This window comes from Burkholderia savannae, assembly GCF_001524445.2.
In the GTDB taxonomy this organism is placed as follows: domain Bacteria; phylum Pseudomonadota; class Gammaproteobacteria; order Burkholderiales; family Burkholderiaceae; genus Burkholderia; species Burkholderia savannae.
Genome location: NZ_CP013419.1, coordinates 246,000 through 262,454 on the forward strand (window position 1 = coordinate 246,000; position 16,455 = coordinate 262,454).

The following is a 16,455-nucleotide window of genomic DNA, read 5'->3' on the forward strand; positions in this document are numbered from 1 at the left end:
GGTTATGCGGTAGCCGGACAAGCCCGGATCAGCTATACCGGTCCGGGCAAGACAGGTCACCGCTTTGCCTTCAACAAGCCTTCGACCTCCTTCGCAAACGACTCCCCGCCATCAACCGCCGTGTAACGCACGTGGACGATCACATCAGTCAACGCGTCTAGCATCGCTTTCTGCGTGGCCGATTTATCATGACGTGGAAACGAGAGTATCCAACTCGAAACGGCTCCCGTCCCTTCGAACGGCAAATAACGTTCGTCTCCAAAATTCAGTTCGAACTGTCCTGCATCATTCAAGCCGGACGAGATGGCGATCTGCTGACTCGCACGCAAGTTGGTCACGATATTTGCGTCACCCTTATCGCTATTCGGATTGTTCAAGTACTTCACACCGTTGACACTGGCGTTCAAAAGCGTACTGCTCTTGGTCTGCGTCAGCGTCGCCTTGACGTCTTGATAGGGGCCAACCAGCGTCGGCAAGCTGATCGACACCGTCTTGATCTGTCGCATGTAATGACCAGGATAATCTTCATCGAACAATTTTTCATTCAGATCGAAGTCGAAGCTGCCTGATTTTCTCTTGCTGTCGAACTCTTCTTTTTTCAGCAGATCCTTGAGCGATACCGTCCTTGTGATTTCGAGACGGCGTTCATTCCGGGCAAGGTAAGCCGCCTCCATCTGATGCAAGTTTAATTGCAGCGTCTCGCCAACCTGCAAGCCACGATAATGATCGTTCCATGCGCCGGTTCGAACAAAGGTTGTCGCAAAATCTCCCATTTCGTACTGCCAGCACGCTTGCGCCGACAGGCACATCGACACCACCGCGTCATAAACTTGGTAATACAGTGCTGCCAACTGACCACTCAGCCACTGGTACAAGGTAGCCTGCGTGAAACGCGTCTTCAGAAAATTGAGCGTCGCTTGAGTCTGCGCCTGCTGCACCTGCACACGCATCAACTCTGTTTGTGCCGCTTGCTCGCGAATCGTAAGTGCATCCAGCTGCTTGTCCAGCGCATCGACTTCAGCCTGCGCCTGTTCGTACTGGATCTGCCATTCTTCACGGCGTCGACGATAGTTCTCGCTCGTGGCTAAGCGATCCGCGCCGATCTCCATCGCTTGCGAGACCGTCATCAACACGTTGGCAGTCGCTTCGGTTGCCCCCTCATAGCGCGAGCCTCCATCCGCAAGACCAAAAACGTTGGGAATCAGTTTCAATGCGCCAGTCGCGATCAACATACTTTGCGCCCCAATCAATATACCCTGTGCGCTAGCGCGTGTGTCCATTATCGATTGCTCGGTACTGGAGATGTTTTCTTGATAGAGGGCGTAGTAGCTGTCGTAGCGATTCTGCGCAACCACTCGACTAGCTTCCAGCGACTGTCGGTCGGCAGCCAATCCGTCAATCGCTTGTTGTTGCAGCGTGATCGCGTAGCTCGACATGTCGAGGAATTGCTGTTGCTGCAGTTCTTCCTGGCTCGCTCTATCACTACGCTCAAGCAATGACAGCAGCGTCTCCCCAAATCGGCTCAACGTGGCAACCGCGTTGTAGGCGCGGGGCAAGATCGCGATAAAACGGTACGGCGGTACCGTCAGTCGCGCGCCGCTCACTCCGCTGACCTGCGTGCCCGACTGCGCGCGCTGCACAAGCAACGCGACAGGATCTGCAGGCGCCTCATAGAGGGCGAGCGACATCGGCTTTCCGTCGATCGTCAGGTTATGACGCAGGTTATACAGGCGCGCATCCAGCGCGTCCCAGTGCGCGAGCATCAGCGAATTCAGTGGCTCGATGAAGTTGTCGTTATCTACAAGTCGCAGGTAACCAACGTGTTGACCCGCCATGGCGATGAACTGTTCATCGTCGGCCTTCGCTTGTTCATGCTCAAAACCACGCAGCTTTTCACTTCCAGCTTTGGCCAGTTCATCCAGGGCATGCGGTGCCCACGTGTTGCTCAACGAGACATCCGGACGTGTTCCCAGCAATTCAGCGGCAAGATTGTAGAACACGCGCGCTTGGGCTAACCCATCGCGAGTAAGTTGGCGATACCATTGATCGCCTTGCGCGATCAAGTTGCTAACATAGGCTACAAATACCGCCTTCCTGTATACGTCCGGGTGTGCATAAGCTTGCGTATCCGGATCCAGCGGATCACCCAGCAAATGCGATAAGTGGCCCACCGCATCAACTAATGGACGGACATTCCAGTAAAGGGGGGCCCCGTTATCTTTCTGACCTGCCGCAGGATCAAAAATGTAGCGCAGCCATTTCTGCGACTGATCAAACTGCCGCTCGCTGGCAAAGCGCGATGCAATCAGGAAAGGCACATGAAAGAATAGCTCCCAGAAATATAGCCCGTTTGCACCACTGAAGTCCATCGGCTCACTTCTTCCATCGTTCTCGAGATCTGCCTCAAGCGAGTCATCTGCCTGGAGGGTATAATCGAGCAGACTGTCTAAACCTATATTTGCTTTTTCGATCAACGTGCGCACGAAAGTCGTGTTCATACGGGTGTTGGCCGGCAATTTTTTTACATCTGAAAAATCCAGGTACTGAACCAGCCCACGCTTGCTGTCGTACCGCGATACGATGTGAGGAGCGTTTTCTGGTGCATTAGTATCATCCAGCTCAAGATTAACTTGAAATGCCTTTGATACACTCGACCCCTCGCTCTCATCTCCCGAAAATATATTATATCCACTCCACTCGACACCGAGCGTCGCCGTAATAAATCGCTTTTCTTCCGTGAAATCCTCCTCAGATAGAGCATGCTCCACTAAACATGTTGCGCTTTCATCCATCGAATCTGTCGGATCGCCTTTTCCCACGGTCTCCACCCCTGAGGGAGAGGCAATCGACACCACCTGATTAAATTTATTATAGTCATAAATCTTCTTTATATTATCAATTACCATAACCCCCATTATTGAATCGTCATCAATATCATCAACATCGGTGACACTCGAATCCATCAAACACACAAAAAATCCTGAAAAGTCACTAGCATAATAAGCTTCCTTCGGGATCTGCATAACGAGACCAGACACATTCATTCTTGATTCAAATTTATCCGACCCAATGGGCGCAATTCCCCCATCTTTAACACTGAAACTCAAATTCAATTTAGTAAGTTTGTCGTACTCAAGCCCAATCCATGCTTGATAATCCCCATCCTTAATTTTGGTTGATCCGTAGCGAGTCACATCATATAAAATAGCAGCATCATCAAATACATATGCACCATCACCGAGTGATCTTATCGTGACGCCAGAGTCGCCATTTGCCCGACAAAAACCAATCGGAACAAATAGGTCACTCCAAGCTCCATGTTCAATATTCTCCGTTTCCTCCTTGCTAAATTCGTAGATATTGGAAAATTCCTCCTTAATCCCCATTTCGACACGCACTGTCGAGCCATCAATCACGTAAACGCAAGACTTAGAACCGTGATCACTCGACTCGAGATCAAAAATTCTTTTCCACCAGCCAGTGTTATTTTCATCCTTATGATCCTTATTTTCCACCCCCTTCACTACGTAAGCTTTGTTATAAACAGAGAATTGAAGTGAATTTTTATCGCCAACCACATCCCGATAACTTTTGAACAACGCCTCTTTCGCCATTCCTCCAAGATCATGAACATTGAATGCCGAATCGCAATATATATAACCATAAGTGTCAGGATTATTAATGCCATCATTGCCATCAGATTTGTTAACAAATACTGCAAGCATCAAACGACCATATGGATTACCATCACCACCCTGACCAGGATCAACGCTAAAATCGGAGGTTGCTAGAAGATTAACTGCACGAAACTCAGAACCTGCGTCAGCATCGCGGATTTCGAGGCTGGAACGAAGTACATCCCCCTCGTCTGTTGTTACCCGAGTCATCAGAGGAATGTTGTTTGGCGCAGTCCAAGAATCATCGAAGCGCTTGTAGCCGAAATTGATGACATATTCATGCATATCAAGAACATCTTCATTTTTATTGTCTTTCACGTCTTTCAGTGACGTAGCATTACGCTCGACCCACGCGACGTAAAGCCTGTCGTTGTAAAACACCGGTCGAACCGTATGCTCGAGCACCGCATCGGAAGCAAGCGGCAATGAGATCGCCTGCCAGTCACTCCAGCAATTCGGCGTAACTGGCTTCCCGGGCGAATCCTCACGATTCTTATCGAGATCCAATTGTCTCCAATAATACTGATATGGCTTGGTCGTCGTCCGGCCAATAAAGTAATAGCTGGCCCGTGCAAAATCACGCCCCTGAATATATCCGCTTAGAATTTTTAAGTTGCTGACGGCCTCGAACTGATTCAGATATGAGAGCGCCGCATCTTGTACATGATCAGGATCCAGTCGGGCCTGATTCAGTGCCGTTTCGAGATCTTCAAAATAGTGACTCTTTTCTAGTCGAGTTATCGGAGAAATATAATTCTCCGGATAATTCTGAACCTCAGCTCCGGCTGCCCAAATCGAGTATTGGTTCTCGTCGTCGCGCCACGATTTTGCTACCGGCGAATCCACAGCAGCAAAACCCGGCTCAGATCCGTTGACGATTCGCGTCATGTACATCTGAACGCTCGCGATTACGCTTGCAACCCGACTTGTCGTAACTTCATCAGCAATCAGCGGATCGAGCAGCAGAAATTCGTACAGATCTTCGATCGTGAGTGGGTTGCTTCCCACTCCTTGCAAATTTGGCGCAACAAACCTCATATAGCCAGTAACCAGCGCGTCGCGCTGGGATTCATTCAGTTGTTTCTCCATTGCCGATAACATAGGAATCACCTCGATAAGGAAGTCGGGCAGCAAAATCACTCAACGAACGTCGTTCAGGTGATCCGGCAGGCAAACGCCGGCCGGGGGTAAGTATCAGTCGGCGCCCTTGACGTGGCTCACACCCGCGATCATGGCCTGGCCAACTGCTTGCCAATCGTCATAGCTACTATTTCGCCCCAACACAAATGCTTGCTGCTGCTGCGTAACCGTTAGTCCGATCTGACTTTGTGCCTGTTGCAATCGCATCACGACATCGAGCTGCGACACGGTTCTGGCTGTTCCGCCGAGCACCTTGCACGCCGCGGCCACTTCCTCTTGCTCCCAGCCCAACAGCGACGCCAGCAGTTCAGTCGCATCAGACTCGCTAATCGGCGCATCACGATTGACCGCCTGGAAAAAGGCAAAGACATCGTCTTCAGTGCCATTTCCTGATGCACCAATCTGACGCAGAAGATCGTCATAGCGACTGAGCAAATACAGCAACCATATCGACACATTCCCGTCGTACGGCGATGGCAATCCGAAATGTTCAGGGAATTCGAGCAGATGTCGAACCGCGGCCGGGCTTAATGAAAACTGTTGACACAGCAGAGCGCGTCGTGCGATTTCTCCCAGGCTATTCAGATAGCCAGAAGGAATATCGGCGGATGTCTGGACATCCCCCTTCAATGACCACGTGCTCTTCAACCATTTATACGACGTCAGTTGCGCCCAGTGCAGTACGAACGCCGACAGCGATTGCGACACTCCCAGCGTTTTTGCCAGCAAGTTGGTTGCAACACCTGATTGTGTTTGCCATGCTTGTACTACCGCCGCATTCAACGAAATCTTCGCCTGGTTCCTTTCAGCATCACCCAGTTTCTGGCGGTCGACGGCATCGCTAATAAATTTGATCAGTTGCACGACCTGACCATCGATCGTCGCGCTAATCGTATCAACAACGGCGTCAGTAACGAGTCCCGCATCGATCAGTTTGGCGTCCTCTCTCGACAGCAAATCCAACCATTCAATCGGCTCCCGATTATCGTCGACAAGCGGTGCGCCACAGCGCCGCAACAACGCTCCGTCGACCAGCGCATTCGGAAGAAGTCGCCAGACATCTTGGATAACATTTAGCTGATCGTTCGTACCTTGCTGCGGTTTTTCACTTTGCGTAGTTAGGATTTGAATACCGCGGCCCGTCAGTTGGCATTTCTGCAGCCACTGAAAAATTAGACTCAATGCTTGCAGCAGAGTCAGAAAATCATCACTGAGAGAGCCTCCCTCTTTCGGCGCGACTACAACTGGACGCCCGGCAAGCTGTTTCCACACATTATCGGTATTTCGATCCATTAGATCGACCAGTGCGCAGAAATCCTCGGGACTTGCTCCCAAAACACGCGCAAGCGACGCCAAGCGGTAAAACGCCGATACGACGAACAAATTGCAGTTCAGCGTATGTTGGTCAGCTTTGCCTTGCTGATGCGCAATTTTATCAGCAAACGTAAGAAATTGGCGATGATTCAACCCCAGAGCCGTGCAGAGTTTTTTCACGCGCACATCATCGCCTCCTGATGTCTGCGTATAGACAAAGTCCTGATTATCAATCGAAAACGGAGTATCAAATTTTCCTTTTTTGTTGAATATTTGATCTAGAAACGGGGTGCCTGGAGCGATCGCAAATGGCGTTACAACATGCAACCACGAAGCGAATTGCTTAGCAGAAACACCGTACGTATTCTGATAATGCTTGAACACGCCCAACATGCGCAGAGTATTGTCGTTCATCAGCAGTACGCCATCGCCCTCAGCCTCCATTGCCGATGTAATCATCAGATCAATATCTTCAAACGGCATGCTCGACCATTTCTTGATTCGAACAACTCTATTAATCCTATCCAGACGATCGTCGGTTAGTTCTACCAGCCTCAAAGATCCGCTCTTGTCCTTCGAAATATAAATACATTTATCCAATCCGCCATTAATAAATTTCGCGCCGTATATCGATTGCAAAGCCATACCGCTTGACACCGGACGGCTAGAAGATATATTCGCAAACATATCACCGGACACCAAATAATTATCCGACTTGACAATGATAGACGAATTTTCTCCACCGGCCGTGGAGCACAGCATTTCCTCTATATCGGGCACCGTCAGGTTCGTTCTGGACGTCAACTCCTCCATCGATTCAAAACGAAGGACGTCGAGCATGCCATCTCCGTAGTTGTCTGCGTAGAATTGTTCCCGTACCGTTGCATCCCCCCCTTTGTCGTCGTTCGCAAGGCTTTCAAAGTAAGCCGGTTCAACAACGATGTTCTGCTGCTCTGGAGCCAATCGACTATTCATAACCTGCAATCTGATCAGGTCACTTGCGTCAGAATCCGTAAATTTAGCTTGTGCAGCAAAAAATTTCTGCAACATGCCTGGCTTCTGAAGCAACAACGTTTCCAAAAGAGATATGTCTACTGTGGACTCTGCGATGCAGATTTGCTGAGAGCCATAATGAAATGGCAAGGTATTTGGGAAGCGAGTCGTCGCCAACAACTTGTTCACATCGCCCAGATGATCAAAATTTTTATAATCCTGAATAGCTGAGCCAAGAACCTCGTTGACCAGCTGGATCTGTGGAATTATTTTATTAATCGCCACATCATCGACGATTAATTTGCCAATGTCCGGACGTCGGCCTTTCAATTTATTCTTCAACCCAGGCCCCTCGTTTTCCTCCTCCTGAAGCGCAAGTTGATATATATATGTAAGATACGCAACAGGACCATCGTTAGCTTCTATTGCGCCGCTCGGCGCCTTATCTTTCCACCCAGTTTCGGCATCCAGGAACTGGCTTGCATAGTCGGGGCCAGGCTTCGAGAACGGCCCACGCAACGCTGTATTAATGGCTCTGGTTAAACGCTTTCGGCGAAGTTTATGACTAACCTGATGGGCATAGCCAATTGCAAGGTCATACATTTTTTCAGCTCGCCGGCCGAGGATGTTCCGATGCTTGCGGACGAAACGTTCGCGGGGAACGCGCACGACATCGAAGACCGAGTGATAACCGAGTTTAGTTAGCGTGTCGGGAAGACCATGTGTATCTTCGATGTGTTTAATCAAAAGGCTGATTGGCGTCATGCTAATTCCTTTGTCACTGAAGTTAGTCGAGTAACAGGCCGAGACGCTTCTCCGAGAGAAGCGTCACATCGTACGTGGCCCCCTGCGAAATCCATATTTTCGAATGCCCGAGTTCAGCGCTTTCCGCTCAAACAAACTTCTCCGAGTCCGCTCAGAGCGACAACTAGATTTCTGGTCGGCCGGGCTGTTCAACTCTGTAGCAAGCCTTCATAGGTATATTGCTATTCATTTTTCAATGTCCTCGCCCTATCGCCAAGGTCCGCAGTATGTGGTACGAGTTGTTCAACTTACCTACGGCTCATGCTCATTTAACTTAAAAAATTTAGACAGCGTTTTTTGATCACGTGAAGATTCGAGTGCAGATCGTGTACTTCGAAATTTCCGGCCCATCTGCACGCAATTTAACTTGCGCATTCCAATATTGATGTGAATCTGAATGTCGCTCGCTATTTCATGCATAGACCCATCCGCTATGCGGCATGATTCAAAATCATGCATGCTGATCAAGAATCGGAATTTTCTCCATCTGGATAGTGGTTTCGGCGGAGATCAATCGTTTAGGCCAAAAATACATCGGTCGCCGCTTGCCACCGCGCCTGTCGCTCCGGATGTCCAGTCAATCCGCCGTTGATGACACGCGTGATTCGCACAAAATCGCCGTCATCCGCCAGTTTGTTCAAGCCGTTGGCCCTCCAGAACCAGCCCGCCGACCGCGCGGCGTACTCGTCTTGCTCGAGCAACTCTGGTTGCGCGACCAGATCCACACTCAACGCCACACCACACATTCGGTAGTTGTCCTTGAACGTGATCTGCTTCAACCCTCGGCCTCGATAGCGCCAGCCATCGCCCGAGCTCGCATCCCCATTGCCGTATCGCCCTCCATAGGCGAGGTTGGCGATCGTCATCTGTCGTTCGATTGGGACGATTCTCTCGTTTGATCGACGACCGAGCTGCTCACGCATATCGGCCGGGATGCGCGAGAAAATTTTCAAGGCATCGACCCTATAGTTGAACGATTCGACAAGCTGAGTGAAGCCACCCGACTCGTGTCCGATCTGCGCAATCCAAGCAGCGAGGCGTTTTGAGGTCGTGATTTCAAATTCGGCGGCCGCGGCCGATACGTGCGGGAACCACCGATCCGCGAGCACATCGGATAATTGCGCTGCTTGCTGAAATGTCTGTCGATTCATCGAACTTCCCCAATTAAGAGGCGCCGAGTAAAACGAGCGCTCCGCACCTGCAACCCGAGCTTGGACGTGAAAATCAGAAACGGTCGCTACTCCGTCAACCATTGGCCTCGTCGCCTCGATTTTCACTCCTCATTCCAGCAAGACTCCTCGTCGCGCATGGCTATCGATACGAGCAGCCCACCGTTATTGTGTATCCGAATCCTTCTCTTTATCGCCTCGAATTTTTCCCAATAAACTGTGTGCGATCTTTTCTAGCATCGGCTGTCCCAGCAAGCCGATTGCAGCAGCGACACCCACCAGCGCTGTCGGCGTGAGCTCTTGAAACAGAATGAGTACGGCCCCTGCACTCGCCGACAAAGCAGCACCTGTAACCATGCCGCCTAGGATCATCCGCGCCGAGAGCGGCTCGATACCGGTCAACAGCTTTCCCAACCCTATAGCAGCGCCAATTCCCAGCAATACCAGCAGTTCCTTTTCGTGCACTCCAATTTGCATAACCGTGCTCCTGCCGAATCCGGGTTAACAGATGGCTCTAGCAAGCTACAACACATTCCGATACTTTTTATGACCTAACGTCGTCAGGAGATTGGCCCATCTCGCGCTCCGCTTCGCCTACGTGAAGATTATTATCGGCGACCTTCTTACAGTGTCCAATGCATTAAATGCATTGCAATTTATTGGGGTCAGCGGACGGCGTTACAGCGCCAATCTGGGGACGGCGTAATCGAGCCACCTCATGGGCGACGTAAAGGCGCCACCCTGGGAGAAACCTACCATCACAAGCCGACCGGGATGTCAAACGGCATCGCTATCGCCATGCGTCGCGGCTCGTCGCCTCCACTTGCCCATCTCATCGATTTCGCCTTCAAATCAGCAGCTTGGGTCGGGATGCGGCGGTTTTTTACAAACTCCAGCCGGACATCGAGAAGGGCCCGCGGTCGTTTTTACAGCACCGCTCAATCGCCTCTATTGCCGCTCGCGCCCGCATTCGACCGGTCGCCAAATAGGCGCTGACTGGTGCCCCCTTCAGCTATATAAAGTCCATGAAGCATCAGTCGAATCGGAGGAACGCAAATGTCCCACGCCTTATACATCGTCATAGCGACGGCATGTATCTTGATGATCACCTACCGCTTCTATGGCATTTTCTTTGTCCGCAAGGTGCTTGCCGCCGACGACAGCGAGGTAACGCCGTCCCATGCCCTCGCCGACGGCAAAAACTACGTCCCCACCAAGAAGTGGGTCAACGCGGGCCAACACTTCGCGGCCATCGCCGCTGCCGGCCCGCTCGTGGGCCCGGTGCTCGCTGCGCAGTTCGGCTATCTGCCCGGTCTCGTCTGGCTGCTGGTTGGCTGTGTGATCGGCGGTGCGGTGCACGACACGGTTGTGCTCTTCGCGTCGATGAAATACCAGGGCAAGTCGCTTTCCGAAGTCGCAAAAGCGGAACTGGGCCCCATCGCCGGCTGGTGTACCGGTCTCGCAATGCTCTTCATCATCACAATCACGATGGCGGGGCTGTCCATCGTCGTCGTGCACGCGCTTGAACGCAACGCCTGGGGCACGTTCGCCGTATTCATGACGGTGCCGATCGCCATTGCGCTCGGCGTGTTCGAAAAATGCTTCGGCTCATCGAAGATCGCGACTTGGGTCGGCATCGCGGCGATCGCAGCCTCGGTGCTCGCCGGTCCCCATATTCAGGGCACAGCCCTCGGCAACTGGCTCACGCTCAACGCGCACACCATCTCGCTGATCCTGCCGATCTATGCATTCTTTGCCTCAGCCCTGCCGGTGTGGCTGCTGCTCACGCCGCGCGGCTATCTCTCCAGCTTCATGAAAATCGGCGTGTTCGGCGCGCTTGTTATCGGCGTTGTCTTCATCAACCCGGCGGTGCATTTCCCAGCTGTCACGAAGTTCATTGCCGGCGGCGGCCCGGTGCTCTCCGGTCCGGTGTGGCCGTTCATCTCGATCACGATCGCCTGCGGTGCGATCTCGGGCTTCCATGCCTTCATCGGTTCAGGTACGACTCCGAAACTTATCGACAAGTGGAGCGACATCCTTCCCGTCGCGTTCGGCGGCATGCTGGCCGAGTGCCTGGTCGGCGTGATGGCACTGATCGCCGCGATCTCGCTGCAACCGGCCGACTACTTTGCCATTAACGCAGCACCCGCCGCGTTCCACACGCTCGGCATGACAGTCGTCGACCTGCCGCGCCTGTCGAGCGAAATCGGCCTCGATCTCTACGGCCGCACTGGCGGCGCGGTGACGCTCGCGGTCGGCATGACCGAAATCTTCACGAAGGTGCCCTGGTTCAGCCAGCTCGCTGCGTACTTCTTCCAGTTCGTCGTGATGTTCGAAGCGGTGTTCATCCTCACTGCCGTCGACTCCGGCACGCGCGTCGCCCGCTATCTGCTGCAGGACCTCGGCGGCGACTTCTACGCACCGCTTAAGAAGCTCGACTGGGTGCCCGGCGCCGTGGGCGCGAGCCTCGTCGCCTGTGCCGCATGGGGCTACATGTTGATGTCCGGCGACATCAACTCGGTGTGGTCGCTGTTCGGTGTGTCGAACCAGATGATGGCTTCCATCGGCCTTGCCATCGGCGCCACGATCATCCTGCGCCTGTCGGTCAAGAGGAGTTACATGCTCACGTGCCTGATTCCGCTGGCCTATCTCTACGTGACAGTGAACTATGCCGCCTACTGGATGGCTGCCAACGTGTACTTCAACAACGCATCGAAGGGTTATAGCCTCTTCAATGGACTCCTGACGGTCGTGATGGTGGTACTCGGCGTCGTGATCATCGGATCCGCGGTCCTGCGCTGGAAGTCGCTTGTCGACAAGCGCGCCACGGTGATGAGCGCGACGGCCTCGCTAACCAAAGTTGAATGAACGAATTGAAGCGCTGTTCCTGACTTTTCGCAATTAACGGAGTTGAATAATGAACATGATGTCGAAGACCCAGAGCGTAGAACCGTGGGCAGGCTTTGTCGGGGGTCCGTGGCAGACATCTGTCGACGTGCGCGGCTTCATCCTGGCCAACTATGTACCCTATCAAGGCGACGACTCGTTCCTCGCCGGTTCGACGGAACGTACCAAGGCGCTCTGGGCAAAGCTCGCCGAGCCGCTAAAGAAAGAGCGCGCAAAGGGTGTGCTCGACGTCTCGGCCGATCGCGCCTCGTCGATCACCGCGCATGATGCCGGTTATATCGACCGCGAGACCGAGTTGATCGTCGGCCTGCAGACCGACGCGCCGCTCAAGCGCGCGATCATGCCGAACGGCGGCCTGCGGATGGTGGAAAACGGCCTCGAGGCCTTCGGCTTCAAGATCGATCCGTCGGTCAAGGAGGTGTGGACTAAGTACCGCAAGAGCCATAACCAGGGCGTCTTCGACACGTACTCGCCGGAAATCCTGGCCGCACGCAAGTCGGGCATCATCACGGGCTTGCCCGACGCCTACGGCCGCGGCCGCATTATCGGCGACTATCGCCGCGTCGCGCTGTACGGCACCGATTTCCTGCGCGCGGACCGCCAGCGCGTGTATCACCAGCTGGACGACGCCGTCTTCAATGACGATGTGCTGCGCCTGCGCGAAGAGCTTTCGGAGCAATATCGCGCGCTCGACGAGCTGAGGGAAATGGCCGCCAAGTACGGCTACGACATCTCGCGTCCGGCGATCAACGCACGGGAAGCGATCCAATGGACCTACTTCGGCTATCTCGCCGCCGTGAAGGAGCAGAACGGTGCGGCGATGTCGATTGGCCGAATCTCGACCTTCCTCGACATCTATATACTGCGCGACTTCGAGCGCGGCATCCTGACCGAGCAGCAAGCGCAGGAGCTCTTCGACGACCTCGTCATCAAACTGCGCATCGTGCGTTTCCTACGCACGCCTGAATACGATCAGCTGTTTTCGGGCGACCCGACCTGGGTGACAGAATCGATCGGCGGCATGGGCGAAGACGGCCGCACGCTCGTCACGAAATCGAGCTTCCGGATCCTGAACACGCTGTTCAACCTTGGCCCGGCACCGGAACCGAATCTCACTGTGCTGTGGTCGGGCAAGCTGCCGGAAGGCTTCAAGGACTTCTGCGCGAAGGTGTCGATCGAGACTTCGTCAATCCAGTACGAAAACGACGACATCATGCGTCCTCGCTGGGGCGACGACTACGGGATCGCCTGCTGCGTGTCGGCGATGCGCATCGGCAAACAGATGCAGTTCTTCGGGGCGCGCGCCAATCTCGCGAAGGCATTGCTCTACGCGATCAACGGCGGCATCGACGAAAAAAGCGGAGTGAAGGTGGCCGAGGGCTTCGAGCCGATCAACGGCGACGTGCTCGACTACGACGAAGTAATGGCCAAGCTCGACCCGATGATGGATTGGCTCGCCAAGACCTATGTCAAGGCGCTCAACTCGATCCACTACATGCACGACAAGTACGCATACGAGCGCATCGAGATGGCGCTGCACGATCGCGACATCCTGCGCACGATGGCGTGTGGCATCGCAGGCCTGTCGGTGGCGGCGGATAGCCTCTCGGCCATCAAGCACGCGAAGGTGCGGGTCGTGCGCAATGGATTGGGGCTGGCCGTCGATTACGCGCTCGAAGGTGAATATCCGGCCTACGGCAACAACGACGATCGCGCCGACAGTATCGCCGTGTGGCTCACCGAGGCCTTCATGAAGAAGGTCGCGAGCCAGCCGTACTTCTACCGCAACGCAATGCCGACCCAATCGGTGCTGACGATTACGTCGAACGTCGTATATGGCAAGAAGACCGGCAACACGCCGGACGGACGACGCGCGGGCGAACCATTCTCGCCGGGTGCGAACCCGATGAACGGCCGCGACAAGAAGGGTTTCGTCGCAGCGGGCGCGTCGGTAGCGAAGCTGCCATATGCAAGCGCACTCGACGGCATCTCGTGGACGGCCTCGGCCACACCCGATGCGCTTGGCCGCACCGGCGGCGAACGCCAAGGCAACCTCGCGAAGTGCCTCGACGCCTACACCAGCGCAGGCGGCCACCACGTTAACGTGAACGTATTCAATCGCGACACGCTGGTCGACGCGATGAGCCATCCGGAAAAGTATCCGCAACTGACGGTGCGCGTCTCCGGTTATGCCGTGAACTTCATCAAGCTCACGCGTGAGCAGCAGCTCGATGTGATCTCGCGGACGTTCCACGCATCGCTGTAATCCTGAAATCGAGTGGCGACAGCGGCCGCCGGGAAGTCCCGGCGGCCAACGAGGCAAGCGCCATGCAACGACGTTCATATAAACATCATGACAGCCGCCATTGAGACTTCGTGCCAACATCCGCTCTGCGTACCGTCGGCCGGGGTCGCGAAAATCAACGGTCCGACCGGCTATCTGCATTCGGTGGAAAGTGGCGCAGCCACTGACGGCCCGGGCATGCGCTTTGTATTCTTCTTGGCAGGGTGCCCGTTCCGCTGCGTCTATTGCCACAACCCAGACACGTGGAAGCGCTCGTCGGGCCGTCCCGTGACAGTCGACAAAGCTATCGCCGAAATCCGTCCCTATATCCCGTTCCTAAAGATGGCAGGCGGCGTGACGGTTTCCGGCGGTGAGCCGCTGATGCAGCCAGAGTTTGTCGGTGCTTTGCTTTCCCGCCTGCATAACGAGTACGGTCTTCACACCGCGCTCGACACGCAAGGCTATCTGGCCCGCAATGTCAACAGCAGTTGGTTCGACGCCGTCGATCTGGTGCTGCTCGACATCAAGCACATTAATCCGGAGCGCTATCGCAAGATCACGAGCTGCGAGCTTGCTCCGACGCTCGACTTCGCCCAACGCCTCGTACGCCTGGGGAAGCCGATCTGGATTCGCTATGTGCTGGTGCCCGGCCTGACCGATGACGCCGGCGATATCGCCCGCCACGCCGATTTTCTTGCCAGTCTGGGCCCTCTCGTCGAACGGGTCGACGTCCTGCCTTTTCACCAACTAGGCGCTCACAAATGGGAACAGCTCGACCGCGAGTACGTGCTAGCCGACACGCCGACCCCCACGTCTGAGCAGGTCGCGGCCGCCATCGAAATTTTCCACTCCCGCCAACTCTCGGCGGTTTGAGAGCCGATCTACTGAATCAACATACCGTCATGTCCAATCATCCGCTCGACCTTGTTCTAGTCATCAACTGCGGCTCCTCGTCGCTGAAATTCACGGTCCTGCCAACACACGGCGGCGAACCGCTCGTCTCCGGTATCGCGGAATGTCTCGGCCAAGACGATGCGCGGCTCATCATCAAGAAAGAGTGCGAGAAAACCACGGTGCAACTTGCCAGCGGTGCCGCCCATAGCCGGGCGCTGGAAGTGCTGATGGACCGTTTCGACGACGCGGATCTGCTCGACCGTGTGGCCGTCGTCGGCCATCGTGTCGTGCATGGTGGCGAGCGCTTCACCGAGTCCGTGCTGATCACGCCAGAGGTGATTCGAGATATCGAGGGGGTGTCCGGCCTCGCGCCGCTGCACAACCCGGCCAACCTGCTCGGCATCCACACGTGCCTCGAAGAATTGCCGTTCGTGCCGCAAGTGGCCGTGTTCGACACTGCGTTCCACCAGACCATGCCGAAGGCCGCGTACGCGTACGCCGTGCCGCAGCGCCTCTATCGTGAACACGGCATCCGCCGCTACGGCTTTCACGGCACCTCACACCGCTACGTGTCGGGCGAGGTGGTGCACCTCGCCGGGCTCGATCCAGAAAACCATGGTGTCGTCGTCGCCCACCTCGGCAACGGCGCGTCGGCGACGGCTGTCGTAAACGGCAAGAGCGTCGACACGTCGATGGGCCTCACACCGCTCGAAGGCCTCGTGATGGGCACGCGTTCGGGCGACATCGACTTCGGCGCGGTCGCAAAGATCGCCAGCATCACCGGCTCCGATTTCGCCGACATGGAAGCGCTGCTCAACAAGAATAGCGGCCTGCTCGGACTATCCGAACTGTCAAGCGACTGCCGCGACCTCGAGACCGCGGCGGCTGACGGGCACGAAGGCGCGCAGCTTGCGCTCGATGTGTTCGTCCACCGGCTTGCCTGCTACATCGGCGCACTCGCAACCTCGCTGCCGCGCTTCGACGTGCTCGTGTTCACGGGCGGCATCGGCGAGAATTCGGTCCGTATGCGCGCGAAGACGCTCGAGCGTCTGAAAGTGTTCGGCTTCGTGCTCGACGAAGCAGCAAACGGGCTTGCCGTGCGCGGCCAGTGCGGCCGCATCGATTCCGGCAGCACCCCACAGGCCTGGGTCATCCCGACCGATGAAGAAGGGATGATCGCCCGCGAGGCGACCCGAATCGCCAGGGCAACGCGCGACACAACCACGAACGTCTGCAAGACTACTCGCCGCCCGCTGGCCCTGGAACAATAACC

Annotated in this window: 8 protein-coding genes; 4 read left to right on the forward strand and 4 right to left on the reverse strand. The window is 55.0% G+C overall.

The window, feature by feature from the left end; all coding sequences use genetic code 11:
* Positions 1-56: 56 nt before the first annotated feature.
* The 4 genes from WS78_RS36860 to WS78_RS34845 form a co-directional block, all read right to left on the reverse strand.
* A complete protein-coding gene (locus tag WS78_RS36860) occupies positions 57-4,817 on the reverse strand; it encodes a Tc toxin subunit A-related protein (protein WP_156437542.1) in 4,761 nt (1,586 codons plus the stop codon).
* A 54-nt stretch (positions 4,818-4,871) separates the two neighbouring features.
* A complete protein-coding gene (locus WS78_RS34835; protein WP_082717324.1) occupies positions 4,872-7,889 on the reverse strand; it encodes a Tc toxin subunit A in 3,018 nt (1,005 codons plus the stop codon).
* A gap of 557 nt (positions 7,890-8,446) precedes the next feature.
* Positions 8,447-9,079: a glycoside hydrolase family 19 protein gene (locus WS78_RS34840; RefSeq protein ID WP_059577723.1), complete on the reverse strand. Its 633-nt coding sequence runs from the start codon at positions 9,077-9,079 to the stop codon at positions 8,447-8,449.
* A 183-nt stretch (positions 9,080-9,262) separates the two neighbouring features.
* On the reverse strand, positions 9,263-9,574 hold the full coding sequence (locus tag WS78_RS34845; RefSeq protein WP_059577718.1) for a phage holin family protein: 312 nt from the start codon (positions 9,572-9,574) through the stop codon (positions 9,263-9,265).
* 579 nt (positions 9,575-10,153) lie between these two features.
* Here WS78_RS34845 and WS78_RS34850 point away from each other — a divergent pair.
* From WS78_RS34850 to WS78_RS34865, 4 genes are all read left to right on the forward strand, one after another.
* Positions 10,154-11,965 carry a carbon starvation CstA family protein gene (locus WS78_RS34850; RefSeq protein ID WP_059577715.1) on the forward strand — a complete coding sequence of 604 codons (1,812 nt, stop codon included), beginning with the start codon at positions 10,154-10,156 and terminating at the stop codon, positions 11,963-11,965.
* Between the two features lie 49 nt (positions 11,966-12,014).
* Positions 12,015-14,270: a formate C-acetyltransferase gene (gene pflB / locus WS78_RS34855; RefSeq protein WP_059577712.1), complete on the forward strand. Its 2,256-nt coding sequence runs from the start codon at positions 12,015-12,017 to the stop codon at positions 14,268-14,270.
* A gap of 87 nt (positions 14,271-14,357) precedes the next feature.
* Positions 14,358-15,161, forward strand: a complete 804-nt coding sequence (pflA, locus tag WS78_RS34860; protein ID WP_082717323.1) for a pyruvate formate-lyase-activating protein — start codon at positions 14,358-14,360, stop codon at positions 15,159-15,161.
* A 29-nt stretch (positions 15,162-15,190) separates the two neighbouring features.
* A complete protein-coding gene (locus WS78_RS34865) occupies positions 15,191-16,453 on the forward strand; it encodes an acetate/propionate family kinase (RefSeq protein ID WP_082717322.1) in 1,263 nt (420 codons plus the stop codon).
* Positions 16,454-16,455 lie beyond the last annotated feature (2 nt).